Genomic DNA, 24,016 nt, shown 5'->3' on the forward strand with positions numbered 1-24,016 from the left:
CTGGCAAGTTCGTGGAATGATTCGAAGTTAAGTCTGCGGAGGCAGGTTTTGAAGGCCGATCTCGACAACGTTGCGGTAGAGCTCACGGTCGTGCTCGGCTCGGCGCAGATGCCGATCTACAAGCTGCTGCGCATGGGCCGAGGCGCGATCATCGAGCTCAACGCGACCGAAAACGACGAAGTCCAGATCCTCGCCAACAACCACCCCTTCGCCAAGGGCCATGTCGTCGTCGCCGGCACCCGCATCTCGGTCGAGATCACCGAGATGCTGATGCGGCCGACCGTCTACACGCTCGAAACCGTCGCCGACGCGGCCTGAGCGGCGCTCACTCGAACTGAACGCTGACCTTCGGCGTGCCAGCGAATCCCTCATAGCGGACAGTGATCTGCTGCCCCGGTTTCGGCGGCGTCAGCGGCGAGAACGAGCCGACGCTGATCAGGTCGCCGGCGGCGAGCTTGCGGCCGCTCTTGGCCAGATCCTGCACCAGCCAGACCACCGAATTCAGCGGATTGCCGAGCGTCGCCGCGCCCGTCCCCTCGGCGAGCACCGCCCCGCCCGCATCAGTCGCGACGATCTTCGTCTCCGCGAGCAGCGCCACCGTCGCCGCATCGGCCTTGAGCGGCACCTCGGCGCCGGCGACGCCGAAGCGGGCAGCGACGTTGATCGCCAGCAGCTGCGTGCCGTCGAGCGTCTCGCTCGGCGCCAGCGCGAGGTCCGGCAATTCGATGAAGGGGCGCATGCCTGAGATATGGCGCAACGCCTCCTCCGGCGTCTTGGCAATGTTGATTCCCTCGTCCTTGACGACGAGGAGCATGTCGGCCTCCCAGACCGGGCGGGCGCCATAGGCCGCCGGCAGCTTCGCGCCGTCGTTCAGAATCATCTTGTCGAACAGCACGCCGCTCACCGGCCCATCGGCCTTGAAGCGCTCCTGCACCGCCTTGGCGGTGAGCCCGGCCTTGTAGCCGACGACCTTGCCGAGCTTGCCCTGAAGCTCGGCGACGAGCTTGCCGCGTGCGCAGGTCGCATCCTCAGGATTCGCCACTGGCAAGGCCTTGGCCGGACGCTTCGCCTCCCAATCGGCGACGAAGCCGCTGATCGCCGCGGCGTCGGGACAGGCCGCGTGCGCCGCTGTCGCCATGAGGCAGGCGTTCAGGGCCAGAGCAATGGAACATGCGCGCATCGTCGTCCTCCCGTACCCGCTCATGGCCGGCGCGGGAGCGCAGACTGGCGGCGATTGTCGCTGAGCCGGCTGCATCTCAGGCAGCGCCGACCCCGGCGTTCGGCCATGACGATCTCCGGCCCGATGAACTTCGTCAACAAGACTGTCCGAACGGGGCTTGTCCCGGCTCACGGCTTTTGCTAGACCCGCGCCGCTCCGGAGTTCACCGCCACAGCGCGGCGCCCGAAGGAGCCGCTGCGGTCATGGCGGAATTGGTAGACGCACTACCTTGAGGTGGTAGCGGGGAGACCCGTGGAGGTTCGAGTCCTCTTGACCGCACCAGTTTAGAGCGAAGGCTCGTGAAACGGCGATCCCCCAGGGATCGCCGTTTTTCGTTGCGGATGCATCGAATCCGCTCGCGGCGCGTTGCCTTGGAGCAATAGCGCTGACACAAGGGCGCATCCGCGTTCCGGCGCGAATCCCCTGCCCCTGTATCCCCCAGCCCTCGAATCGCGGAGCGACCCATGGTGGAAGCCGAGCCCGCTCCGGACGAGACGCTGGAGCGCAAGGTCCGCGACGAGGATGGCGCGATCGATGCCGGCTTCGTCGAGCAGGTCTCGCAGGCCGTTCTGCTCTCCGACGTCACCGCCCTGCGCGGGCTCGTCGCGGAACTCCACGAAGCCGATCTCGGCGACCTGATCGAGGCGCTCGACCCCGAGGAGCGCCCGAAGCTGATCTCGCTGCTCGGCGGCGATTTCGACTTCACCGCCCTGACCGAGGTCGACGACGCCGTCCGCGAGGAGATTCTCGAGGAGCTGTCACCCGAGACCGTCGCCGAGGGCGTGCGCGACCTCGACACCGACGACGCGGTCTACATCCTCGAGGACCTCGACGAGGCCGACAAGCGCGAGATCCTCGACAAGCTGACGCCGGCCGAAAGGACCGTGCTGCAGCAGGGCCTCGACTATCCCGAAGGCTCCGCCGGCCGGCGCATGCAGCCCGAGGTGATCGCGGTGCCGCCCTTCTGGACGGTCGGCCACACCATCGACTTCCTGCGCGACACCGAGGACCTGCCCGAGCGCTTCTTCGAGATCTTCGTCGCCGACCCCAGCCATCATTTCGTCGGCACGGTCCCGCTCGACCGGCTGCTGCGCACCAAGCGCCCGGTCAGCGTCGTCGACCTCGTCGAGGACGACCGCCGCGTCGTCCAGGCCACCGACGACATCGAGGACGTGGCGCGCATGTTCCAGCGCTACAACCTCGTCGCCGCGCCGGTGATCGACGCCGCCGGCCGCCTCGTCGGCGTCATGACCATCGACGATATCGTCGACGTGATCGAGGAAGCCGGCGACGACGACGTCAAGCAGCTCGGCGGCGTCGACGCGGAAGAAGAGATTTCGGATTCGGTGCGCCAGGTCGCGCTCGGCCGCTTTCGCTGGCGCTTCATCAGCCTGGTCGCCGCCTTCCTCAGCGCCTCGGTGATGGCGATGTTCGAGGAGCAGCTCGGCAAGCTCGTCGCGCTCGCCGTGCTGGCGCCGATCGTCGCCAGCCAGGGCGGCAATGCCGCGACACAGACGATGACGGTCGCGGTGCGCGCGCTCGGCACCGGCGAGCTCGGCGGCTGGAACATGGCCCGCTTCTTCCGGCGCGAGATGATCGTCGGCGTGCTCAACGGCGTCGCCTTCGCGCTGATCACTGCGCTGGTCGCCGGCTTCTGGTTCGGCAATCCGATGCTCGGCGTCGTCATCGGCCTCGCCATGGTCGCGACCCTGATCATCGCTGCCTTCGCCGGCGTCGCCGTGCCGCTGGCGCTCGACAAGGCCGGCATCGACCCGGCGATCTCGTCCGGCACCTTCGTCACCACCATCACCGACGTGGTCGGCTTTTTCTCCTTCCTCGGCATCGCGACGGTGCTGCTGCGCTTGGCCTAGGCGGGACGGAACCTCCCCCGTCATTCCGGGGCAGCCCGCAGGGCTGAGCCCGGAACCCAGAACCGATGCGCCTGATCGTCGAGATGGCGACGTTTCCGCCTTTCTCTTGAACGGTATCGGTTCTGGGTTCCGGGCTCGCCGCTACGCGGCGCCCCGGAATGACGGGCAGCCGAAATTGCTCTCAATCTCGAAGCGACAGCCACGGAAAAACCGGTAACGTAAACCGGGCGTCAAGCTTTCTCCTTAATTGTCCGGGAAATGACCGCCCGCCGCATGAAATCCTTGTCCCTGGCCCCCTTCGCACTGCTCGCCGCCCTCACGGCCTTGGGCGGCTGCGTCGCGTTGGACAATTATCCCTCCAAGGGCGATGCCCGCCCGCATCCGGGCGTCGAGGCCGCCCGGCGCTATCCGATCCAGGGCATCGACATCTCGCGCTGGCAGGGCGAGATCGACTGGGCCTCGGTCAAGGCCGCCGGCACCCGCTTCGTCTACATCAAGGCGACCGAGGGCGGCGATCATGTCGACCCGGCCTTCCAGCGGAACTGGGAAGGCGCCCGCCGCGCCGGCGTGCCGCGCGGCGCCTATCACTTCGTCTACTGGTGCCGCCCGGCGCATGAGCAGGCGGTCTGGTTCAAGCAGCAGATCCCGAACGATCCCGACGCGCTGCCGCCGGTGCTCGACCTCGAATGGAACGGCCATTCCAAGACCTGCCCGAAGAAGGTCGAGCGCTCGCTGGCGCTGGAGAAGATCCGGCTGATGCTGACCGAGCTCGAGCAGCTCACCGGCAAGAAGCCGGTGATCTACACCGACATCACCTTCCACAAGGACATCCTGGAAGGCGAGTTCAACGACTACGCCTACTGGATCCGCTCGACCGCGGCCAAGCCCGAGACGCGCTACGAGAACCGGCCCTGGGCCTTCTGGCAGTTCACCACCACCGGCCGCGTTCCCGGCATCAAGGGCGATGTCGACCGCAACGCCTTCTACGGCAATGAAGGCGAGTTCACCGGCTGGCGCGAGGGTCGCTTCGATATCGGCACTCGGACCTGGACGCGTCAGCGCCCGGCTCCGGCGAATCCCAGCCCCGGCCCGGAGCACACGCCCGTCGCGATGATGCCGGGCGCGAGCCGGACGGTCGCGGCCGCCTCCTTCCAGCCGGCGCCGCTCGGCGAGGTCGTGGAGAGCGACGAGCCCGGACCGGATTCCGAGTAGGCGCTCTATCCACGCGACATCCTGGCCCGCACCAGACCGAGCCCGACGAAATAGCAGGCCGCCAGCGCGAGCCCGGCCTTGCTCCAGACATCCGGCGCCATCCCCTGCCATAGCGTCGCCGCAGCGGCGATGCCCCACAGCGCCAGCATCACCATCGTCAGCCCGCGCCAGCGCCGCACCCGCACCGGGTGCACGAACACGACCGGCAGGAACATCATCGCTGCGGCGATCAGGATGACGGTGAGCGCCAGCCAGGACGGCGGCGCGAAGGCGACGACATAGAACACGACGATGTTCCACACCGCCGGGAAGCCGCGGAACCACCAGTCGTCGGTCTTCATGCCGGTGTCGGCGAAATAGAGCGCGCTCGCCAGCGTCACGGCAAGGCCAGCGATCAGCCCATAGGGCGCAGCCATCACCTCCGGCCGCAGCAGCATCGCCGCCGGCACGAAGACATAGGTGACGAAGTCGACGACGAGGTCGAGCAGCGCCCCATCATAGCGCTTCGCCCTGCTCTTGACCGAAAACCGCCGCGCCAGCGGCCCGTCGACCGCATCGACCACCAGCGCCACGCCGAGCCAGATGAAGGCCAGCGTCAGGTTGCCGGTGAACACGGCCTGCAGCGCCAGGAAACCGAGCGCAGCGCCCAGCGCCGTCAGCACATGGACGCCATAGGCCAGGACCCGGCTGCCCTTGCCCTCCCCTTCGTTACCGGAATCGTCCATCGCCAGCCTCCCGCCGGTTAACCAAGCCTGAAGCCGGTCGCTCGAATGCTAACCACCTCTTAACCCGGCGGCCGCCTATCCTTTTCTCGCGAACAGGAGACAAGCATGGCGCCCCGCGCTGAGACCAGACCAGAAGCGCGGCGCTTGACGAAATCCACCGGCCGGCTTGCGATCTGCGCCCTGCTCGGCCTGTTCGGCGCCGAGCCGGCGCTGGCGCTCTATCCCAAGAAGGGCGATTCAGACCCGCATGCCGGCGTGCGCGATGCGCGCCGCCGCGTCATCCAGGGTATCGACGTCTCGCGCTGGCAGGACGACATCGACTGGCAGAAGGTCAAGGATGCCGGCACCCGCTTCGCCTTCATCAAGGCGACCGAGGGCGGCGACCATCTCGACCCGATGTTCCGCAAGAACTGGGCCGGGGCGAAGGCGGCCGGCGTGCCGCGCAGCGCCTATCATTTCGTCTACTGGTGCCGGCCGGCCAAGGACCAGATCCGCTGGTTCAAGCGCCATATCCCGCGTGATCCCGATGCACTGCCGCCGGTGCTCGACGTCGAGTGGAACGGCGAATCCGCCAAATGCGGCAGGAAGATCCCGCGCGAGAAGGCACTCGCCAAGATCCGCGAGATGTTGAAGGGCTTGCAGGAGCACACCGGCAAGAAGCCGATCATCTATACCGACATCACCTTCCACGAGGACGTGCTGGAGGGTGAGTTCAACGACCACCCCTACTGGCTGCGCTCGACCGCCGCTCCGCTGCATCACCGCTATGAGCGCAAGCAGTGGGAGTTCTGGCAATTCACCACCACCGGCCGCGTCCCCGGCATCACCGGCGACGTCGACCGCAACGCCTTCTTCGGCAGCGAGCACGAGTTCGCTGCCTGGCGTGACGGCCGCTACGACATCGGCGCCCGCAAATGGCGCGGCGGCGAGCCCAAGGTCGCGACCACGCCGAAGCCGCCGGCCACGCCGGCCGGCCTGAGGACGCCGAAGGCGGCCGGCGGCACGCCGCTGAAATTCCTGCCGCCCGGCAGGATTCCGCGCGCTGCCTCCCGCGACGTCTCGACCACCGGCTCGCTGGCCAGCCGCGACGACTGAAGCGTCGGGCTCGTATAGCCGGGACATCAACTTCCTATCGATTGCTTAGATTAGACGAAAGTCGTACAACTAAACTTAGCAACCAGCTACAAAGACCTGCCGCGATCGAGACAATACGTTCGATCGTCATCAGACTGTCGGCAACACCGCTCAGCTTCCCTCGCATCTCAACGGAGTTGTGGGGACGTCGCGATGAGCACCATCACGCTTGATCAGGGCAAGGGTCTCGAACCCGGGACCGGAAAACCGAAGCTCGATGCGCCCAGCGGCATGATCGCCGGCCTGATCTTCGTCGCGATCATGATGGCCGGCCTCGCCTACACCGTCTGGTCGCTCTACCAGGACATCAGCGGCTCCGGCATGCCGGCGGCGACCTGGCTGCCCTTCATCCTGCTCGGCGTCGCCTTGCTGATCGCGCTCGCCTTCGAATTCGTCAACGGCTTCCACGACACCGCCAATGCGGTCGCGACCGTGATCTACACCCATGCCATGCCGGCGCAGGTCGCGGTGGTCTGGTCCGGCTTCTTCAACTTCCTCGGCGTGCTGCTCGCCTCGGGCGCGGTCGCCTTCGGCATCATCTCGCTGCTGCCGGTCGAACTCATCCTGAATGTCGGCTCGAGCGCCGGCTTCGCCATGGTCTTCGCCCTGCTGATCGCTGCGATCATCTGGAATCTCGGCACCTGGGCGCTCGGCCTGCCGGCCTCCTCCTCGCATACGCTGATCGGCTCGATCATCGGCGTCGGCCTCGCCAACCAGTTGTTCTTCACCGACAACAAGACGGCCGGCGTCGACTGGTCGAAGGCGATCGAGATCGGCTGGTCGCTGCTGCTCTCGCCGCTGTTCGGCTTCTGCGCCGCTGCCTTGGTGTTCCTGACCCTCAAGGTCCTGGTGAAGAACCCGGAGCTCTACGCCGAGCCGAAGGGCAACCAGCCGCCGCCGACCTGGATCCGCGGCCTCTTGATCGCCACCTGCACCGGCGTCTCCTTCGCCCATGGCTCGAATGACGGCCAGAAGGGCATGGGCCTGATCATGCTGATCCTGATCGGCTGCGCCCCGACCGCCTATGCGCTCAACCGCGCCATCCCGGCCGCCGAGATCGCCCAGGTCCGGGCCCAGGCCGTCGCTGCCGGCCTGATCTTCGAGAGCAAGGGTTTCGGCTACAACATCATCGGCAATCCGCGCACCAACGTCACCAACTACATCAATGCCAGGAAGCTCGACGACGCCACCTTCCCGGCCCTGGCGCTGCTGAACAAGGACATCGTCAAGGAGATCGAAGATCTCGGCAAGAGCGGCATCGCCAAGATGCCGGCCGAGGCGGTGAGCAACATCCGCAACGACATGTACCTTGCCTCGGAAGCGCTGAACCGCATCTTCAAGAACGAAGCCAAGGAAGAGAAGGTCTTCGACGATGCCGACCGCAAGGTGCTGAAAGCGTACAAGGAATCGCTCGACAACTCGACCAAGTTCATCCCCTTCTGGGTCAAGGTCGCGGTCGCCATCGCGCTCGGGCTGGGCACCATGGTCGGCTGGAAGCGCATCGTCGTCACCGTCGGCGAGAAGATCGGCAAGCAGCATTTGACCTATGCGCAGGGAGCCTCCGCCGAGATGGTCGCGGCCGCTACCATCGGCGTCGCCGACGTGCTCGGCCTGCCGGTCTCGACCACGCACGTTCTGTCCTCCGGCGTCGCCGGCACCATGGCGGCGAACAAATCGGGCCTGCAGATGTCGACCGTGCGCAACATGCTGATGGCCTGGGTGCTGACCCTGCCTTGCGCCATCGCGCTCTCGGCGGGCCTGTTCGTCGTCTTCCGCCAGCTCTTCTGAGCGCGACGACCGCTCGGCGGCGCGCACCCCGCGCCGCCGGCATTCTCAATCCGACCTGCCCACATTCGCGCGGATCAAGTCCAGCTCATGCAAGTCGCGCATCTGGCACCGACCGACATCCAGTCCCGGCACGGCGTCCTCTGGGTCTTCCGGTTCGATCCGGACGGCCCCGCCGCCCTGCTGGATCGCGGCGCCATGCCCGACCTCGGCGATGAGCAGGGCTTCGCCTGGGTGCATCTCGACCTGGTCGACGAGCGTGCGCGCAAATGGATCGCAGCCGAGCCCGCCATTCCCGCGCCGGCCGGCGATCTCCTGATCGGCCACGAGCAGCATCAATGCCTCGACCATTCCGCCGATCAGGTCTGGGGCGTGGTGCATGATGTCGGCCGCGACGCCGTCGGCAAATCCCACCATGTCAGCCCGTTGCACTGGGTGATCGGCCGGAGCTATCTCGTCACCGGCCGGCGCGAGCCGCTGCAGGCGATCAGCCTGACCGCCGACAGCCTGCGCAAGGGCGAGCGCTCCGGCACGCCCGCGGCGCTGTTCGAGCGCATCATCGCCTTCATCATCCAGGATATCGCCGCCGCTGTCCTGCAGGCGACCGACGAAATCGACGCGCTCGAGGATCAGCTGCTGGCCAACCGGCTGAGCGACACGCCCAAGCGCATCGGCGCCTTGCGCCGCGCCATCGTGCGGCTGCAACGCCATGCCAGCGGGCTGCATCTGCTGTTCCGCCGCTTCAGCGAGGCCGAGATCGGCCCGGCCGCCCCCGCCGCGGTCAAGAGCGCGGCGATGCGGCTGCTGCAACGCATCGACACCTTGCGCCACGACGTCCACGCCCTGCACGAGCGCACCCGCCTGCTGCAGGAAGAGGCCGCGGCGGCGACTGCGACGGAATCCGGCCGCCAGCTCCACTTCCTCTCGATCCTGACCGCCCTGTTCCTGCCGGCGACCTTCATCACCGGCATGTTCGGCGTCAACGCCAAGGGCGTGCCCTGGGACGACACCACCAATGGCTTCGGCTATGTCCTCCTGGTGTGCCTGGCCTGCTCGCTGCTGACGCTGTTCGTCCTCAGGCGCCGCGGCATCCTCACGTGAGCCGCCCTGCCCCACACCCGATCTTGTGCGATTGCGAAAAGCTGCCCAAGGCGATAATCGGCCGGGCAAGCCCCCGCCCGGCTGAGCGGCGGCAGGGTTACCGGCACGAGGTTGCGCATGGACGGACGCCCATCCCGGATGCCTGATCTCCATTCGCAGACCGGCATCGTCTGGGCCTATCGCTTCGCCGCCGACGGCACGCCCACGCTGATGCCACGCGACGAAGTGCCGACGCTGGCGCCGGAACAGGGCTTCGTCTGGCTGCATCTCGACCTCGTCCACACCAGGGCGCAGGCCTGGATCGACGAGCGCAGGGAGCTGCCGCCGGCGGCGCGCGAGCTCCTGCTCTCGCGCGAAACACATCAGCGGCTCGACCACACCGGCAGCCTGGTCTGGGGCATCGCCCATGACCTCACGCGCGACATCGTCGACCGCACCGACAATGTCGGCACGCTCGCCTGGGCCGTGGGTGAGCGATTCCTGCTGACCGGGCGGCGCGAGGCGCTGCAATCGGTCCGCAAGGCGGTCGAGGCGCTCAATGCCGGCGAGCAGATCGCCTCACCGGCCGAGCTCTTCGAGCACATCATCGAATACCTGATCGACGACGTCACCGACGCGGTGGTGCGGCTCTCCGACGAGACCGACAGCGTCGAGGACCAGATCCTGCTCGACAAGCTGGAGGACGGGCCGCAACGCGTCGGCGCCGTCCGCCGCTCCGCCGTGCAGTTGCATCGCCAGCTCGCCGGCCTGCACCTCTTGTTCCGGCGCTTCGCCGAGACGCCTTCGGGGCGCTCGGCGCCGGAAGCGGTGCGGGCCAGCGCGCTGCGCCTGCTGCTGCGGGTCGACACGCTGCGCCAGGACATCCAGTCGGTGCAGGATCGCGCCCGCCTGCTCCAGGACGAGATCGCCGTGCGCTCGGCCAACCAGACCAACCGGCAGCTCTACACGCTCTCGATCCTGACCGCGCTCTTCCTGCCGGCGACCTTCATCACCGGCCTGTTCGGCATCAATGTGAAGGGCCTGCCCTGGGTGGAGTCGGATCTCGGCGCCGAGATGGTCACGGTCGCCTGCCTCGCCGCTTCGATGCTGACGCTGTTCCTGCTGCGCCGGCGCGGCGTGATCGGCCGGCAGTAGCGGGCACAGGCCGTCAAACCTGCGCCAGCAGGACCTCGACCAGGGCTTCCGGATTGAGCCGCGCGACGTTGTGTCCGCAATCGAAGGCATAGGTCACCCACTCCGGATCGCCGCTCAGGCGTTCGTGGAGGTCGCGGAACGGGCTCCCCTCCCATCCGAACGCGCCGATGAAGGTCTTGCGCGGCGCCTCGCGCCAGCGCCCGCTGAGCTTGATCGCCTGCAGGAAGGTCCCGATCGGATGCGGCCGGCAGCGCGGGTCGAGATGGGCCGGCGGCGCACAGGTCAGCCCGTCGGCCTTCGCCCCCTCGATGAAGACCTCCCGAAAACGAGGCGTTGTCAGCGACCAGAGAGAGTCGCCGTCATCAGGCACATAGGCGTCGACATAGACCAGCGCCCGGATCTGCGACGGCACGGCGTCGGCCGCGCCGCTCACGACCATGCCGCCATAGGACTGCCCAACGAGGACGACCTCGTCGCGCTGCGCCCTCACCACATCGACGAGTTCTTCTATGTGGGTATCGAGATTGGCCGCCGGGGCAGGCTTGTCACCAAGGCCGGACAGCGTGATCGGCAGGGCCTTGTGCCCGCGCGCAGCGAGCAGGTCGGCCACCGTCTCGTAGACCCAGCCGCCCTGCCAGCCTCCGGCAATCAGGATGAATGTAGCCATCACAGTCGCTCCTGATTTCGACACCCGCAGAACGTCGGCGTCTTTTCGCCAACGATGCCGGTTGAGCGCGTCAGGTTGATGGCGTCAACTCAGGCTCAGGCCTTGGCGGCCTGACGCTGCGCCCGCTTCTCCGCCCCTTTCGCGCCGATGCCGATGGCCAGGCGGATGACGAGCAGTTCCAGCACGGCGGCGCCCGCGAACACGCCGAAGATGATCATCTGGTCGCTGCTCCGGCGCAGGCCCAGGGTTCCGAATTCACTCAGCGCAGCGCCCGCCGCCAACAGCACGAAGGCCGCCTGCACCGCATAGGTCACGAGCGCGCACAGGGCTGCGACGGTCCAGGCCCGGCCGGATGCCGGCCGCGCCTGCTCGCGCAGGAACCAGAGCTGGCCGACCCATGTGCCTGCGCCCCAGATCAGGAATATCCCCATCGCGCCCATATTGCCGGGGCTGAACTTGAAATAGGATTCGAGCGCCAGGACGACGACGTTCAGCAGGACCACGCCGATGACAAGGAACCCGGTGTAGCGCAGGACGAGGGCGCCCGTGGAAATCGGTGAAACGGTCGACGACTGAGGCATGGCAAATCTCCGGCGGTAGTCAGCTCGCCGGCTACGGTAGTCGCAGGCACCGGTAAAGAACCGCAGCCACATGCAGGGCCGGCTCGAAAAGCGGGCCGGACCACGCGAAAACGTCTCTCCTGCTCCCAGCGTTTCGCTGAAGCCCTGTGGGGTGAGCGGTCGGTCGTGCGCCCCGCGGATCCCTCTTTCAGAACCGCATCTCGACCCTGCCCTTGAGGGCGTGGTCGCGCGAGCGCTCGCCGATTGCCGCGGAGTAGGTCAGGCCGAGCGCGGTTGCGGAGGAGATGCGCCAGTCGAGCCCAGCCTCGGCGACGAGGGCCTCGCGGTCGATCGGGGCGGCAAAGACGCGCGCCGGGGTGGTGCCGGCGACAAAGGCGGTGCGGGCCTGCGGCGTCAGCTCGCCAAAACCGTGTCGCCAGCCGAGCATGGCCCGGGCGAACAAGGGCATCGCTCCGAGCCGCGCCTCGGCCCGCAGGCCGAGCGTGGTGAAGCCGAGCGTCTGGTCGGAAGAGAGCACGCGCAAGGCCGCAGCCCCGCCGCGCTCGGTGCCGGCATCGGTGCTGACGCGGATCAAAGCGAGTTGGGCGAAGGGCTCAAGCGCAAAGCCGCTGAAGGCGAAGCCATAGCCGAGTTCGGCGAAGCCCTGCGTCACCGAGCCGGGACGCTGCAGGCGCAAGAGGTCGCCGAAGCCACGGATCGCGACCTGGCGGCGGATGTCGCTCTCGGACCAGCTATAGGCCGCGCCGGCATCGAAACGCAGGCTGCCGAAGCGCGCCCCGGCATAGAGCGCGGCATGGCCGCTTTCGAGCCTGCCGCTCGACAGGCGGGCATCGAGATCGAAGCGCGACTGGCTGTAGCCGCCGGCGACGCCGACCTTCAGCGAGGAGCCCGGCGCCTCGTAGAGCATGACATCGGCGCCAAGCAGGGCGCCGCCGCTGCGGCGGTTGAGCGAGGCGGCGTTACCGTCGGCATCGGTGTTGCCGGTGCTGCCGAAGGCCGTGCCCCAGAAGGCATAGCGCGGCTGCGGCAGCGGCGCGGGCATGACGATCGCCCCCTTGCGGCCGGGGAGATCGGCAGTGAAGGCGCCCGCGACCTGCCCCGGAGCCTGCGTCAGCAGCGGCCCGCGCAGATGGCCAAGGATGGTGTCGCGCACCAGCCGGCTCTCATCGATCATCACCGAGACCGCCTGCGCATGCGCCTCGCCCGAGAGCAGGTCGAAGCCGGCCCGCGCCTCGGCCGCCGTCGCTGAGATCAGCGTGTCATAGATCGGATTGCCGACGCCCAGCCGCTCGGCCGCGATCGCGATGAAGCCCTGGTTGCGGGTCTGCGCGATGGAAGGCCGCTGCGCACCACCGCCATCAGGACCAAAGCTGGCGTCGTTGCGCATCATCGTCAGCGTGACGTTGTTGCTGTCATAGACCAGCGAGGGCGTCAGGAAGGCGAGGTTCGACGTGACGTTGCTGAAGCTGCCGCTGACCCCGCCCGTAGCGGTCAGAATCGTGTAGCTCGTGCTCGCGGCGTAGTTGCCGTTCTCGGCGAGCACCTGGACCGTCCCACCCGAGATCGTCGCCGAGCCGGAAGCGACAATCCTGTCGCTCTGCCCGGCCGCATTGACCTCGACCTGATAGGTCGATCCCGCAGCGAACGAGACGTTGCCCGCCACCGTCAGCGTGCCGATCGAGTTGCCGGGCGCCACCGTCGCGCCTGACTGCGCAGTGACTCCGCCGATCGTGCCCGAGCCACCCAATGTGCCGCCGTCGAGCGCTACCGTGCTGGTGATCGAGCCGTTTACCACCAGCTTGCCGGCAGTGACCTTGGTCGCGCCGGAATAGCTGTTCGTGCCCGTGAGCGTCAGCGTGCCGGTGCCGGTCTTGGTGACACCGCCCGTGCCGGTGATCGAGCCGGAGAAGGTGGTCGAGGCGTTGTTCGAGCCCGTCGTCAGGTTGCCGCTGCCCAGCGCGACCGTGCCGGCGCCGGCGAGCGAGCCGATCGTCTGGCTGAAGCCGGCGAGATCGAGCGTCGCGCCTGATGCCACCGTGAAGGCCGAGTTCTGAGAGAATGCGCCGGACTGACCCGCCCGCAAGGTGCCGCCGGACACGGTCGTCGCGCCCGAATAGCTGTGCGTGCCCTTGAGCACCAGCGTGCCGGCGCCGGCTTTCGACAGCGCCCCCGTGCCGGAGAAGGACTGCGCGACCGAGAAGCTGTTGCCGGCGTCGACGATGTCGAAGCCGCCGCCATTCGCGCCGAAGACGATATTGCGGGTCAGCTCGTGCAGCAGCGTGTCGGTCACCTGCAGCACGCCGCCATCCAGCGTCAGCGACCCTGAGGTGCTACCGAGATTGCTCTCCTTGGCGATGCTGATCGCGCCGCCGGCGATCACTGTGCCGCCGGAATAACTGTTCTCCTCGGTCAGCGTCAGCGTACCGTTGCCGACCTTGCGCAGGCTGCCGGAGGAGAGGATCCGCCCGGTGAAGGTGGTCGAGGCATTGGTCGCGCCGGTCTCCAGCGTCGTGGAGCCATCGATCTCGATCCGGCCCGCCCCGGCGATCGAGCCGGCCGTCACTGTCCCGAGAGAGCCTGCGATGTCGAGCCTCGTCCCGGCGGCGAAGCTGTAGTCGGATGCCGCCGACATGGCCTGTGGACCGTGGATGACGAGCCCGCCCTCCTGCACGAGGGTCGCGCCCGAATAGGTGTTGGAGCCCGCCAGCGTCAGCCTGCCGGTCCCACTTTTGGTCAGCCCGCCTGAGCCTGAGATCGAACCATTCAGCACCAAGGTTTCACCGGCCACGACCTCGATTCCGCCGCTGGCGCTACCCAGCGTCACCGTACGCCAGGATGAGAAGCTGTCGTTCGCCAGCAGCGTGCCGCCATTGAGCGTCAGCCCGCCCGCGGCCGCGCCGAGATTGGCGTCCGACCAGATCGCCAGCTTGCCACCCAGGATCGTCGTCCCGCCGGTGTAGGCATTCGTGACCCCCAGCTCCAGCGTGCCAACTCCGGTCTTGGTCAAGCCGCCTGTACCCTCGAGAATGGTCGAGATGGCGATATCGTAACCGTTGCTGTCGAAAACGACGCCGTTGGCGCCGAGGGTCAGCCGGATGAAGCCGGACTGGTAGGACAGGTAGTCGGCCTCGTTGCGCGTCGCGCGTAGGATGCCGCCGTCGAGGTTGAGCGTCGCCGTGCCGGCGCCCTTGATCACCTGGCCGGTCTCGAGCACGCCGCGGCCGTTCACAGCGTCGCCGAGCAGGTTCAGCGTGCCGCTGGAGCCCGAGATGGTTGCCAGCGTCGTCGTCAGCGCGCTGACCTTGCCGCCGTTCTTGATGGTCAGCGTGCCGGTGCCGCTGTAGCCGACATTGAGCGGGCCGGAATTGGCCCAGGTCGAGCCGACGCCAGTCACCGTCACCATGCCGATGCCAACGGTGTTTGTGCCGACATAGCCAGTGGTGCCCGTGACCGTGCCGCCATCCGCGATCGTCAGCGTGCCGGTGCCGGAAGCGCCGACATGGAACTCGGCGCTGTTGGTCCAGGTCGAGCCCGCGCCGGTCACCGTCACCGTGCCGATGCTGCCGGCGTTGGAGCCGATCCCACCGGTGGTGTTGGTGACATTGCCGCCATTCTCGACCGTCAGCGTGCCGGTGCCGGAAACGCCGACATAGAGTTCGGCGCTGTTGGTCCAGGTCGAGCCGGCGCCGGTCACCGTCACCGTGCCGCTACCAGAACTGGCGCCGACAAGACCAAATGTATTGGAGACCTTGCCGCCAGCCTCGATCGTCAGCGTGCCGGTGCCCTCATAGCCGACTCGGAGCACGCCGCTATTGGTCCAGGTCGAGCCGGCACCGGTCACCTTCACCGTGCCGGTGTTGCCGGACGCATAGCCGACATAGCCACGGGTGTTTGAAACCGTCCCGCCATTCTCGATCGTCAGCGTGCCCGAGCCTGAATAGCCGACATAGAGCTCGCCGCCATTGGTCCAGCTCGAACCGGCGCCCCTCACCGTCACCGTGCCAATGCCGCCGCTCGAAGTACCGACATAGCCAAAGAGCGTGTTGCTGACGCTGCCGCCATTCTCGATCGTCAGCGTGCCGGTGCCGGAGTGGCCGATATAGAGGTCGCCGCCGTTGCTCCAGCTCGATCCGGAACCGCTCACCGTCACTGCGCCGGCACTGCCGGAGTCTCTGCCGACATAGCCCGTGGTGTTCGAGACCGTCCCACCATTCGCGACGGTCAGCGTGCCGGTGCCGAGGTGGCCGACAGTGAGCTCGCCGCTGTTGCTCCAGCTCGAACCGGCGCCCGTCACCGCCACCGTGCCAATGCCGCCGGGGTTGAAGCCGACATAGCCCGTGGTGCTCGAGACCGCCCCGCCGGCCGCGACGGTCAGCGTGCCGGTACCGGCGTTGCCGACAAGGAGCGCGCCGCTGTTGCTCCAGCGCGAGCCGGAACCGCTCACCGTCACCGCGCCGACGCTGCCGGAGTTTCTGGCGACATTGCCGTAGGTGCTCGAGACCGTGCCACCATTCTCGATGGTCAGCGTGCCAGTGCCGGAATCGCCGACATAGAGAGAGCCGCTATTGGTCCAGGTCGAGCCGGGGCCGGTCACCGTCACCGTGCCGGTTGAGCCGGCGTTGCTGCCGATCGTGCCATTGGTGTTCGAAACCTGGCCGCCATTCTCGATCGTCAGCGTGCCGGTGCCTGAATTGCCGACGATCAGCTGGCCGCTATTGCTCCAGGTCGAGCCCGTGCCGGTCACCGTCACCGTGCCAGTGCCACCGGCGCCAGCGCCGAGCCGGCCGTCGCGGCTCTCGACGACACCACCATTCTCGACCCTCAGCGTGCCGGTGCCGAAGAGGCCGACCGTGAGGGTGCCGGCATCAATCCAGCGCGAGCCCGCGCCGGTCACCGTCACCGTGCCATTGCTGCTGGCGGAGGCGCCGACAGTGCTGCCGTCGGCGCTGCCCCCGCCACCGGAGACCGTGGCGCCATCCGCGACGGTCAATGAGCCGGCGCCGTGGAAGCCAACGGAGATAAAAGTCGATGCGGTCAGATTGGAGCCGGCGCCGGTCACGGTCACCGTGCCGTTGCCGGCGGCGGCATAGCCGATATGAAGGTAGCCGGTCGAGACGGCGCCGCCATCCTCGACCGTCAACGTGCCGGTGCCGGCAAGGCCGACATAGATATAGCCCGGATCGCTGCTCCAGCTCGAGCCGGCGCCGGTCACCGTCAGCGCGCCGGTGCTGCCCGCCCGGCCGCCGATAGAGCCGAAACGGACATCGGAAACGGTCCCGCCACCGGCTATGGTCAAGGCGCCGGCGCCGGTGTCGCCGATGGTGAGATTGCCCCCTCCCAGATTCCAGTTCGGGAGCGGCGGCGCCGGGATGGCGGGTGTCAGCTCGCCGGTGCCGGTCACCGATTGGGCATTGGCGGCAGGCGCGGCGGCGAGCAGCGCAAGGCCGAGTGCGAGCATCGAAACGGACTGACATAGCTGCGCCGGCCGCCGGCCACGCGCCGGCAGCGTCCGCGCAAGCTTCAAGTCGTTCCGCATCGAAAAATCAAGCCCCAACCGTAGCGGAAGGGCTCAGGCCTCCTCGCGCACAAGGCAATGAACAGCCGTTCACATCCAGCCAAATCGACGAGGTGTGGCGGATTTGCCGCGTGCCACCTTCGAAAGCCTGCGCATCGGCGCAGAGCCATTTGCCCGCTCGCACCCGCTGACTTAGGCGGCAACCGCGCTATAACCGGGCAAAGGCCTCATCCGAGCCGGGAGGACATCATGCTCGCCAACGCGCCCCGCCCCTTCAATTTCGACCTCGGCGAGACCGCCGACGCGATCCGCGACACCGTCCATGCCTTCGCGCAGGAGAAGATCGCCCCGCGCGCCGAGGAGATCGACCGCACCAACCAGTTCCCGCGCGATCTCTGGCCGGAAATGGGCGCGCTCGGCCTGCACGGCATCACGGTTCCGGAGGAATATGGCGGCGCCGGCCTCGGCTATCTCGAGCATTGCGTCGCGATCGAGGAGGTCTCGCGCGCCTCGGCCTCGGTCGGCCTCAGCTACGGCGCCCACTCCAATCTCTGCGTCAACCAGATCGCCCGCAACGGCAACGACGTGCAGAAGAGGAAGTACCTGCCCAAGCTGATCTCCGGCGAGCATGTCGGCGCGCTCGCCATGTCCGAGCCCGGCTCAGGGTCGGACGTCGTCTCGATGAAGACGAAGGCGGTCAGGAAGGGCGACCGCTATGTCCTGACCGGCAACAAGATGTGGATCACCAACGGCCCGATCGCCGAGACACTCGTGGTCTACGCCAAGACCGATCCGGAGGCCGGCCCGAAGGGCATCACCGCCTTCCTGATCGAGAAGGGCATGAAGGGTTTCTCGACCCATCAGAAGCTCGACAAGCTCGGCATGCGCGGCTCCGACACCTGCGAGCTCGTCTTCGAAGAGTGCGAGGTGCCCGAGGAGAACGTGCTCGGCTCGGTCGGCCGCGGCGTCAACGTGCTGATGAGCGGGCTCGACTATGAGCGCGTCGTGCTCTCGGCCGGCCCGCTCGGCATCATGCAGGCGGCGATGGACATCGTCCTGCCCTATATCCACGAGCGCAAGCAGTTCGGCCAGTCGATCGGCGAGTTCCAGCTGGTCCAGGGCAAGGTCGCCGACATGTATGTCGCGATGAACTCGTGCAAGGCCTATGTCTACGCCGTCGCCAAGGCCTGCGACCGGGCCGAGACCACCCGCGAGGACGCCGCCGGTGCCATCCTGATCGCGGCCGAGAAGGCGACGCAGCTCGCCCTCGACGCGATCCAGCTGCTCGGCGGCAACGGCTACATCAACGACTACCCGACCGGCCGCCTGCTGCGCGACGCCAAACTCTACGAGATCGGCGCAGGAACCAGCGAGATCCGGCGCATGCTGATCGGGCGGGAGCTGTTCAACAAGACGAAGTGAGGCGCTCGCAGAACGCGTCATGCTCGGGCTTGACCCGAGCATCTCGGGGCGAGAAGCCTGCGTGAGAACAAGTGCCGCCCCGTCCTGAGATTCTCGGGTCTGCGCTACGCTCTGCCCGAGAATGACGTGGTGCCGACATGCCCCTCTATTTTGCCTATGGCGCCAACATGGACGTCGCCGCGATGCGCGAGCGCTGCCCGCGCTCGACGGCACTCGGCCTCGCGCGCCTGCCGCGGCACCGCTTCATCATCACCACGGACGGTTATGCCTCGGTGATCCGCGACCCGCGCGAGAACGTCCATGGCGTGCTCTGGGATTGCGCGCTCGGCGACATCCGCACGCTCGACAAGTTCGAGGAACTGGCGAGCGGGCTCTACATCAAGATCAACCAGCCGGTCGTGGTCGAAGGCGGCGCCAAGCGCGCGCTGATCTATGTCGGGCGTAGCGCGCAAATCGGAAAGCCCCGTCCCGGCTATCTGGAAAGCGTCATCGCCAGCGCCAGAAACTGGGCCTTGCCAGAGACTTACCTTACCTCGATGAATCGCTTTCTGAGCAAGCCGATTCAGGATGGCAAGCCGTTGAATCAAGATCAGAACGAGCAACTGCCGGCCGGTCCGGTCGCCGGTGTCAGGCCACGCGCCGCCGCGCCGAGCTCGGCGATCCGCGCCGGCAAAGCGTCCGAATAGTTCGAGTTTCGAAAGATTGACGCGGGCGCATGCGCGCCATGCGCGAGGCCATCCAACTTGCGAAAATCGCGCTGGCCGGGACAGGCGGGAGGCGTCCAGACGCAAGCTCCGGGCTCCTTTCCCGAACTGTCTCGATGGAGGCCCCAATGAGCGGAATCGTCGGCTGGATCACCGGCAAGATCAAATGGCTGCTGCTGATCGCAGCGATCGGAGGGCCGGTCCTCGCCTTCTTCAGCTGGCAGGATGGCGAGCGCGTCAGGACGATCGCGGCGAAGGGCATCGAGGCGCAGGCCTCGGTCGAGGGCGCGACCCGGACCAAGCGCCGCCGCGGCGGCACCAGCTATTCCGTCGACCTCGCCTGGAAGGATGCCACCGGCAAGGACCGCACCGCCGAGAAGATCTCGGTCTCGAACGAATTCGCCAATCGCATCATCCGCAACGACAAACTCACGGTCGACTCGCTGAAGATCAAGTATCTGCCGGACGAGCCGGGCAAGGACGCGGTGATCATCGCCGACGATGCGGCCAAACAGGCGGATCAGGACAGCGAGATGATCTATGTCGGCGCCGGAGCCGGCACGATCGGCATCGTCGGCTCGGCGCTGTTCTTCCTGCTCGGCCGCCGTCGCCAGGAGGACGAGCCGCAGGCCGCCTGAGCCGACCGTCCACCAGCTCTTGCGCCGCTATCCTGCGAGGATGGTGGCGCAAGGCGCTGTTTCGTAGCAGCCGGATTGCGTCTTTCCTGGAGCGAGATCGATGAAACTCGTCAGTGCTGCCGCTATCCTGCTGTTCCTTGCCATGCCCACGATGGCATTCGCCCGCTCGCAGGAAACCCCGGCCCCGCCGCTGACCTGCGGCGGCGACGAGCCCTATTGGAGCTTGAAGCTCGGGACCGACGGCAAGGCCCGCTTCTCGGATGGGAACGGCGAGGCCTCCACCTCCCCTTTCACCCTGCAGCAGAGCCGCAACACGACGCTGATCGCCGGCGTGACCTTCGGATCAAGATCCGAGATCCGCGCCGTCATCGGCCATGAGGCTTGCTCGGCGACCAACAGCGACGAGGACAAGCCGATGACGATCTCGCTCTGGTACAGGGACAGCCTGCTGTCCGGCTGTTGCCAGCCCGGCTGACCCTGGTCCGGTTGCCTGCTGCCTCAGCTGGTTACCTTCATCATCGTCAGCACGGCTTGAGAAAGTTCGGTCTTCGCATCGTTGAGCGCCTCAGGCACCACGAAGTGATTGGCCCCGGGCAGAACGATCCGCCGCGTCAGGCGCCCCATCCCGGCAAGCGCCGTCGCGAACTCGTTGGACTGCCGCTGGAATTCCGGGCTCTCCTTGTCGCCAAAGGCAACGATGACATTGCAGGCGATCCGGTCGAGATGGCGCATCGCGCTGAGCGCCGCGAGCTCGTCCTTCGAGATATCGACATAGGAGCTGCGGGCCGAGAGCATCACCGGATAGAGCTCGTACATGCCGCTCATCGCGACGCCGCCCTTGATCAGGTCCTTCGGACCGCCCAGCGCCGACCAATCGCTCGTCAGCATCACGCCGCAGAGGTGCCCGCCGGAGGAGTGGCCCGAGACGAAGATGCGCTGCGGATCGCCGCCAAGGCGCGCAATGTTCCTGTGAATCCAAAGGAGTGCCCGCCGGCACTGCGCCGCCATCTCGGGCAGGCGCACCGCCGGGATATTGGCAAAGTTCAGCGCCACATAGAGGCAGCCGTTCTCGACGAAGGTCGTGGCTGGCGCCGAGGCGTCCTCCCGCCCCAGCGCCCGCCAGGCGCCGCCATGGATGAAGACCATCACCGGCAGGCCCTTGGCGCCGGCCGGCGCGAAGATGTCGAGCGTCTCGGCCTCGCTCTCGCCGTAGCGCTCCGTCTTCGGCGGATATTTTTGCCGGACCGCCGCACTGTCGCTGGCGTATCGGGCGATCACCTCCTGCGCGTTCGGCGCCCAGACGCGCTGGTCATAGGCCCTGTCGAGCGCATCCTGCGTGTAGTCGAGGAAGACGGCCGATTGCGCCCGCGCTGCCAGCGGCGCCGCCATCGCAGCAGCCAACGCGATACTGAAATGACGACGATCCATGAATCCCCCACCTGTCGGCCGCGATGCTAGGAGCTCGCTCCCGACGGTGGAATGCGGATTTCGCAATAAATCCATAAGCAAAAGCAAGGGTAAGGTCCGCCCTGCCGCCCCGTTGAGGGGCGGCAGGGCTTTGGTGGTTCAGGCGACGAGCCCCTTGGCCAGCTCGCTGACCTGCTTCTCGAACAGCGCCCGATAGATGCCGCCGTCATGGGTCAGCAGCGTCTCATGCCGGCCCTCTTCCACGACCTTGCCGCGGTCGAAGACCAGGATGCGGTCCATGGCGCGCACCGTCGAGAGCCGGTGGGCGATGACGATGGTGGTGCGGCCTTCCATCAGCCGCTCCATCGCCTCCTGGATCAGCGCCTCCGATTCCGAGTCGAGGCTCGAGGTCGCCTCGTCCAGAATCAGGATCGGCGCGTCGGCCAGGAAGGCGCGTGCCAGCGCCACCCTCTGCCGCTCGCCGCCCGAGAGCTTGACGCCGCGCTCGCCGACGAGCGTGCCGTAGCCTTTGGGCAGGCGCATGATGAACTCATGCGCATTGGCGAGCTTCGCCGCCTGCTCGATCTGCGCCATGCTGGCGCCGGGTCGGCCATAGGCGATGTTCTCCGCCAGCGAGCGGTGGAACAGCACCGGCTCCTGCTGCACGATCGCGATCTGCGCGCGCAGCGAGGCCTGTGTCGCCGAGGCGATGTCGCGCCCGTCGATCGCGATGCGCCCGCCGGTGACGTCGTAGAGACGCTGCACCAGCTTGACGAAGGTGGTCTTGCCGGAGCCGGAGCGTCCGACCAGGCCAACCTTCTCGCCCGCTTTGATCGTCAGCGAGAAGTCGCGATAGAGCGGCTCGATGTGACCGCCATAGTGGAAGGTCACCCGCTCGAAGGCGATCTCGCCGGCGGTCACGTCCATCGCCGTCGATCCCGGACGATCCGGCACGCCGAAGGGCAGCGAATGCATCGCGACCAGCTCCTCCATGTCGTTCACCGAACGCTGGAGGTTGTGCACGTGCTGGCCGACATCGCGCAGATAGCCATGCACGACGGCATAGCTGGTCAGCACGAAGGCGACGTCGCCGGGCGAGGCCTGACCATTGGCCCAGAGCCAGATCACCAGGCCGATGACCGCGGCGCGCAAGCCGAGCAGGACAACCTGCTGCGCGGTCCCCGACCAGGTTCCGCGCACCCAGGTCCGCCGCGTCCGCCCGGCCCACTTGGCCAGCACGCCGGTCAGGCGGCTGTCCTCGCGGCTCTCGGCGCCGAAGGCCTTGACCACCGGGTTGCACGAGATCGAGTCGGCAAGCGCGCCGCCGAGCCTCGTGTCCCAGCTATTGGCGAGCGTCGCCGCCGGCGCGACGAAGCGCAGCGACAGTGCCATCGTCACGGCGCAGTAGATCACCGCGCCGGCAAAGACGACCGCGCCCATCGCCGGCCAATGCCAGGCCAGCAGCACCGTCGTGCCGAGCAGCACGATCAATGACGGCAAGAGCGCGATCACGATCGTGTCGGTGAGCAGGTCGAGCGCCCACATGCCGCGCGTGATCTTGCGCACTGTCGAGCCGGCAAAGTTATTGGCGTGCCAGTCGGTCGAGAAGCGCTGCAGGCGTGCGAAGGCTTCGCGTGCCACGTCGCCCATGGTGCGCAAGGTCATCTGCGTGATGCCGATGAAGGACAGGTGCCGGAAGAACACCGTGCCGGCGCCGAGCGCGATCATCATGGCGAGCGCCGCGAGCGCGGCATCAAGCCCGCTCGCCTTGTCGCCGGCGACCGCATCGACCAGTCGCCCGGCATAGAGCGGCATGAACAGGTCGGCGGCAGTCGCCGCCATTACCGTGAAGACCACGGCGGCGACGCGCCAGCGCTGGCGGCCCCAATGCGAAAATGTGAAGCCGAGAACGGCCCGGAACGGCTCCTGCCGCTCCGTCTTGGGAGAAAGAGACATGAAAGCATCCGGTCCCGAGAGACCGGCTCCAAATTCAGGCGAAGCGCAGCGAAAGCCGCGGCTTCAGAAAAGACGCTTGGAAATGATGGCTCGGGCCGCCTGGCAGGCGGGCCTCGTGCGGATCCAACCTAGTGGTGGAGTGCCCGCACAGCGGGAGCGGTGATGAAGATAAAATTCATTCAGCCCTCCCTTTCCTGAGTTGGAGCCAAGGCCGGCAAGATGCCTGATGCCCGCTTATTGTGCAAGCCGCGCCCAATGCATGGGGTAGTTGCAATGGAAACCGATCGGGCTTCGCATTGCGGTCACGATGTTGAATGACGCGCGGGCGGCGCGCGCGTCACCAGAACAGCGCCAGCAACCTCACCCCGATCACCAGCAGGAATGCCGCGATGATCGTGCCGAGCACGCGCTGGCGCTTCGCCCGGTCGGGGAAGCGCTTCGCCAGCAGGCGGCCGAGCGGCTTGCGGAAGACGAAGCAGATGACCAGGAAAACGACGACGTAATGGGACAAGCGCCGGGCTCAGCCTTGCTTGGGCTCGGGCGCGTCGAACGGGGCGCCGGCCTTCTTCCAGGCGCCGAAGCCACCGGCGACATGCGCCACCGGCTTCAGGCCCATGTCCTGCGCCGTCTTGGCCGCGAGCGCCGAGCGCCAGCCGCCGGCGCAGAAGAAGACGAACTGCTTGTCTTCCTGGAAGACCGGCTTGGCATAGGGGCTTTCCGGGTCGATCCAGAACTCCAGCATGCCGCGCGGGCAATGGAAGGCACCGGGCATGCGCCCTTCCCGCTCGAGCTCGCGGGGATCGCGCAGGTCGACGAAGACGGTGTCGTCACGCCCGACCAGACCCTTCGCCTCCTCGACCGAGAGCGTCTTCACCGCCGCTTCCGCCTCGGCCAGCAGCGCCTTGTAGCCCTTGGTGATCGTCTGCGGCATGGCCGGCCTTCCCC

General features: G+C 67.3%; 20 protein-coding genes and 1 tRNA gene. 12 read left to right on the forward strand and 9 right to left on the reverse strand.

Going from position 1 to position 24,016, the window contains the following annotated elements; all coding sequences use genetic code 11:
* Positions 1-48: 48 nt before the first annotated feature.
* Positions 49-318, forward strand: a complete 270-nt coding sequence (locus AC3WLC_RS18470) for a FliM/FliN family flagellar motor switch protein (RefSeq protein WP_092159516.1) — start codon at positions 49-51, stop codon at positions 316-318.
* 7 nt (positions 319-325) lie between these two features.
* Here the strand turns inward: AC3WLC_RS18470 and AC3WLC_RS18475 are convergent, their stop codons facing one another.
* Entirely contained in the window at positions 326-1,180 is an 855-nt protein-coding gene (locus tag AC3WLC_RS18475; protein ID WP_493685352.1) for a 2-keto-4-pentenoate hydratase, read from the reverse strand.
* A 236-nt stretch (positions 1,181-1,416) separates the two neighbouring features.
* Between AC3WLC_RS18475 and AC3WLC_RS18480 the strand changes: the two genes are divergently transcribed.
* The 3 genes from AC3WLC_RS18480 to AC3WLC_RS18490 all read left to right on the forward strand — a co-directional run bounded on the left by AC3WLC_RS18480 (position 1,417) and on the right by AC3WLC_RS18490 (position 4,302).
* Positions 1,417-1,501: transfer RNA gene (locus AC3WLC_RS18480), tRNA-Leu, on the forward strand.
* Positions 1,502-1,683: 182 nt separating this feature from the next.
* A complete protein-coding gene (gene mgtE, locus AC3WLC_RS18485; protein WP_493685353.1) occupies positions 1,684-3,090 on the forward strand; it encodes a magnesium transporter in 1,407 nt (468 codons plus the stop codon).
* Positions 3,091-3,363: 273 nt separating this feature from the next.
* Positions 3,364-4,302 (forward strand): glycoside hydrolase family 25 protein, encoded by a 939-nt coding sequence (locus AC3WLC_RS18490; protein ID WP_493685354.1) that lies wholly within the window; start codon positions 3,364-3,366, stop codon positions 4,300-4,302.
* A gap of 5 nt (positions 4,303-4,307) precedes the next feature.
* Here AC3WLC_RS18490 and AC3WLC_RS18495 read toward each other — a convergent pair whose 3' ends face one another.
* A complete protein-coding gene (locus tag AC3WLC_RS18495; protein WP_493685355.1) occupies positions 4,308-5,027 on the reverse strand; it encodes a CDP-alcohol phosphatidyltransferase family protein in 720 nt (239 codons plus the stop codon).
* Positions 5,028-5,171: 144 nt separating this feature from the next.
* On the opposite strand from AC3WLC_RS18495, the gene AC3WLC_RS18500 reads away from it, so the two are divergent.
* The 4 genes from AC3WLC_RS18500 to AC3WLC_RS18515 all read left to right on the forward strand — a co-directional run bounded on the left by AC3WLC_RS18500 (position 5,172) and on the right by AC3WLC_RS18515 (position 10,181).
* Entirely contained in the window at positions 5,172-6,122 is a 951-nt protein-coding gene (locus tag AC3WLC_RS18500; protein ID WP_493685356.1) for a glycoside hydrolase family 25 protein, read from the forward strand.
* Between the two features lie 192 nt (positions 6,123-6,314).
* Entirely contained in the window at positions 6,315-7,949 is a 1,635-nt protein-coding gene (locus AC3WLC_RS18505; protein WP_493685358.1) for an inorganic phosphate transporter, read from the forward strand.
* 87 nt (positions 7,950-8,036) lie between these two features.
* Positions 8,037-9,047 (forward strand): CorA family divalent cation transporter, encoded by a 1,011-nt coding sequence (locus AC3WLC_RS18510; protein ID WP_493685360.1) that lies wholly within the window; start codon positions 8,037-8,039, stop codon positions 9,045-9,047.
* A 138-nt stretch (positions 9,048-9,185) separates the two neighbouring features.
* The gene (locus AC3WLC_RS18515) at positions 9,186-10,181 is read left to right on the forward strand and encodes a CorA family divalent cation transporter (RefSeq protein WP_493685361.1); all 996 of its coding nucleotides are present in this window, start codon (positions 9,186-9,188) and stop codon (positions 10,179-10,181) included.
* 13 nt (positions 10,182-10,194) lie between these two features.
* On the opposite strand, the gene AC3WLC_RS18520 is transcribed toward AC3WLC_RS18515, so the two are convergent.
* From AC3WLC_RS18520 to AC3WLC_RS18530, 3 genes are all read right to left on the reverse strand, one after another.
* Positions 10,195-10,848 (reverse strand): alpha/beta hydrolase, encoded by a 654-nt coding sequence (locus tag AC3WLC_RS18520; RefSeq protein WP_493685363.1) that lies wholly within the window; start codon positions 10,846-10,848, stop codon positions 10,195-10,197.
* A 95-nt stretch (positions 10,849-10,943) separates the two neighbouring features.
* Positions 10,944-11,501 (reverse strand): ABZJ_00895 family protein, encoded by a 558-nt coding sequence (locus AC3WLC_RS18525; RefSeq protein WP_493685364.1) that lies wholly within the window; start codon positions 11,499-11,501, stop codon positions 10,944-10,946.
* Between the two features lie 115 nt (positions 11,502-11,616).
* Positions 11,617-16,965 carry an autotransporter domain-containing protein gene (locus tag AC3WLC_RS18530; RefSeq protein ID WP_493685365.1) on the reverse strand — a complete coding sequence of 1,783 codons (5,349 nt, stop codon included), beginning with the start codon at positions 16,963-16,965 and terminating at the stop codon, positions 11,617-11,619.
* 228 nt (positions 16,966-17,193) lie between these two features.
* Here AC3WLC_RS18530 and AC3WLC_RS18535 point away from each other — a divergent pair, with 228 nt between their 5' ends.
* From AC3WLC_RS18535 to AC3WLC_RS18550, 4 genes are all read left to right on the forward strand, one after another.
* A complete protein-coding gene (locus AC3WLC_RS18535; protein ID WP_493685366.1) occupies positions 17,194-18,366 on the forward strand; it encodes an isovaleryl-CoA dehydrogenase in 1,173 nt (390 codons plus the stop codon).
* 137 nt (positions 18,367-18,503) lie between these two features.
* Entirely contained in the window at positions 18,504-19,052 is a 549-nt protein-coding gene (locus tag AC3WLC_RS18540) for a gamma-glutamylcyclotransferase family protein (protein WP_493685367.1), read from the forward strand.
* Between the two features lie 146 nt (positions 19,053-19,198).
* The gene (locus AC3WLC_RS18545; protein WP_493685368.1) at positions 19,199-19,708 is read left to right on the forward strand and encodes a hypothetical protein; all 510 of its coding nucleotides are present in this window, start codon (positions 19,199-19,201) and stop codon (positions 19,706-19,708) included.
* A gap of 100 nt (positions 19,709-19,808) precedes the next feature.
* Positions 19,809-20,183 carry a hypothetical protein gene (locus AC3WLC_RS18550; protein WP_493685369.1) on the forward strand — a complete coding sequence of 125 codons (375 nt, stop codon included), beginning with the start codon at positions 19,809-19,811 and terminating at the stop codon, positions 20,181-20,183.
* 23 nt (positions 20,184-20,206) lie between these two features.
* On the opposite strand, the gene AC3WLC_RS18555 is transcribed toward AC3WLC_RS18550, so the two are convergent.
* From AC3WLC_RS18555 to AC3WLC_RS18570, 4 genes are all read right to left on the reverse strand, one after another.
* On the reverse strand, positions 20,207-21,136 hold the full coding sequence (locus tag AC3WLC_RS18555; protein ID WP_493685370.1) for an alpha/beta hydrolase: 930 nt from the start codon (positions 21,134-21,136) through the stop codon (positions 20,207-20,209).
* Positions 21,137-21,274: 138 nt separating this feature from the next.
* On the reverse strand, positions 21,275-23,071 hold the full coding sequence (locus AC3WLC_RS18560; protein ID WP_493685371.1) for an ABC transporter ATP-binding protein: 1,797 nt from the start codon (positions 23,069-23,071) through the stop codon (positions 21,275-21,277).
* 337 nt (positions 23,072-23,408) lie between these two features.
* Positions 23,409-23,582, reverse strand: a complete 174-nt coding sequence (locus AC3WLC_RS18565; RefSeq protein ID WP_493685372.1) for a hypothetical protein — start codon at positions 23,580-23,582, stop codon at positions 23,409-23,411.
* 9 nt (positions 23,583-23,591) lie between these two features.
* Positions 23,592-24,002, reverse strand: a complete 411-nt coding sequence (locus AC3WLC_RS18570; RefSeq protein WP_493685373.1) for a rhodanese-like domain-containing protein — start codon at positions 24,000-24,002, stop codon at positions 23,592-23,594.
* Positions 24,003-24,016: the final 14 nt, after the last annotated feature.

It is taken from the genome of Allobosea sp. GW821-FHT03A12, assembly GCF_058986765.1.

Coding starts and splice junctions, on each gene's coding strand:
- AC3WLC_RS18475 (WP_493685352.1), bottom strand. CDS start 1,180: ATGCGCGCATGTTCCATTGCTCTGGCCCTGAACGCCTGCCTCATGGCG.
- mgtE (WP_493685353.1), top strand. CDS start 1,684: ATGGTGGAAGCCGAGCCCGCTCCGGACGAGACGCTGGAGCGCAAGGTC.
- AC3WLC_RS18490 (WP_493685354.1), top strand. CDS start 3,364: ATGAAATCCTTGTCCCTGGCCCCCTTCGCACTGCTCGCCGCCCTCACG.
- AC3WLC_RS18495 (WP_493685355.1), bottom strand. CDS start 5,027: ATGGACGATTCCGGTAACGAAGGGGAGGGCAAGGGCAGCCGGGTCCTG.
- AC3WLC_RS18505 (WP_493685358.1), top strand. CDS start 6,315: ATGAGCACCATCACGCTTGATCAGGGCAAGGGTCTCGAACCCGGGACC.
- AC3WLC_RS18510 (WP_493685360.1), top strand. CDS start 8,037: ATGCAAGTCGCGCATCTGGCACCGACCGACATCCAGTCCCGGCACGGC.
- AC3WLC_RS18515 (WP_493685361.1), top strand. CDS start 9,186: ATGCCTGATCTCCATTCGCAGACCGGCATCGTCTGGGCCTATCGCTTC.
- AC3WLC_RS18520 (WP_493685363.1), bottom strand. CDS start 10,848: ATGGCTACATTCATCCTGATTGCCGGAGGCTGGCAGGGCGGCTGGGTC.
- AC3WLC_RS18525 (WP_493685364.1), bottom strand. CDS start 11,501: ATGTGGCTGCGGTTCTTTACCGGTGCCTGCGACTACCGTAGCCGGCGA.
- AC3WLC_RS18530 (WP_493685365.1), bottom strand. CDS start 16,965: ATGCGGAACGACTTGAAGCTTGCGCGGACGCTGCCGGCGCGTGGCCGG.
- AC3WLC_RS18535 (WP_493685366.1), top strand. CDS start 17,194: ATGCTCGCCAACGCGCCCCGCCCCTTCAATTTCGACCTCGGCGAGACC.
- AC3WLC_RS18540 (WP_493685367.1), top strand. CDS start 18,504: ATGCCCCTCTATTTTGCCTATGGCGCCAACATGGACGTCGCCGCGATG.
- AC3WLC_RS18545 (WP_493685368.1), top strand. CDS start 19,199: ATGAGCGGAATCGTCGGCTGGATCACCGGCAAGATCAAATGGCTGCTG.
- AC3WLC_RS18550 (WP_493685369.1), top strand. CDS start 19,809: ATGAAACTCGTCAGTGCTGCCGCTATCCTGCTGTTCCTTGCCATGCCC.
- AC3WLC_RS18555 (WP_493685370.1), bottom strand. CDS start 21,136: ATGGATCGTCGTCATTTCAGTATCGCGTTGGCTGCTGCGATGGCGGCG.
- AC3WLC_RS18560 (WP_493685371.1), bottom strand. CDS start 23,071: ATGTCTCTTTCTCCCAAGACGGAGCGGCAGGAGCCGTTCCGGGCCGTT.
- AC3WLC_RS18570 (WP_493685373.1), bottom strand. CDS start 24,002: ATGCCGCAGACGATCACCAAGGGCTACAAGGCGCTGCTGGCCGAGGCG.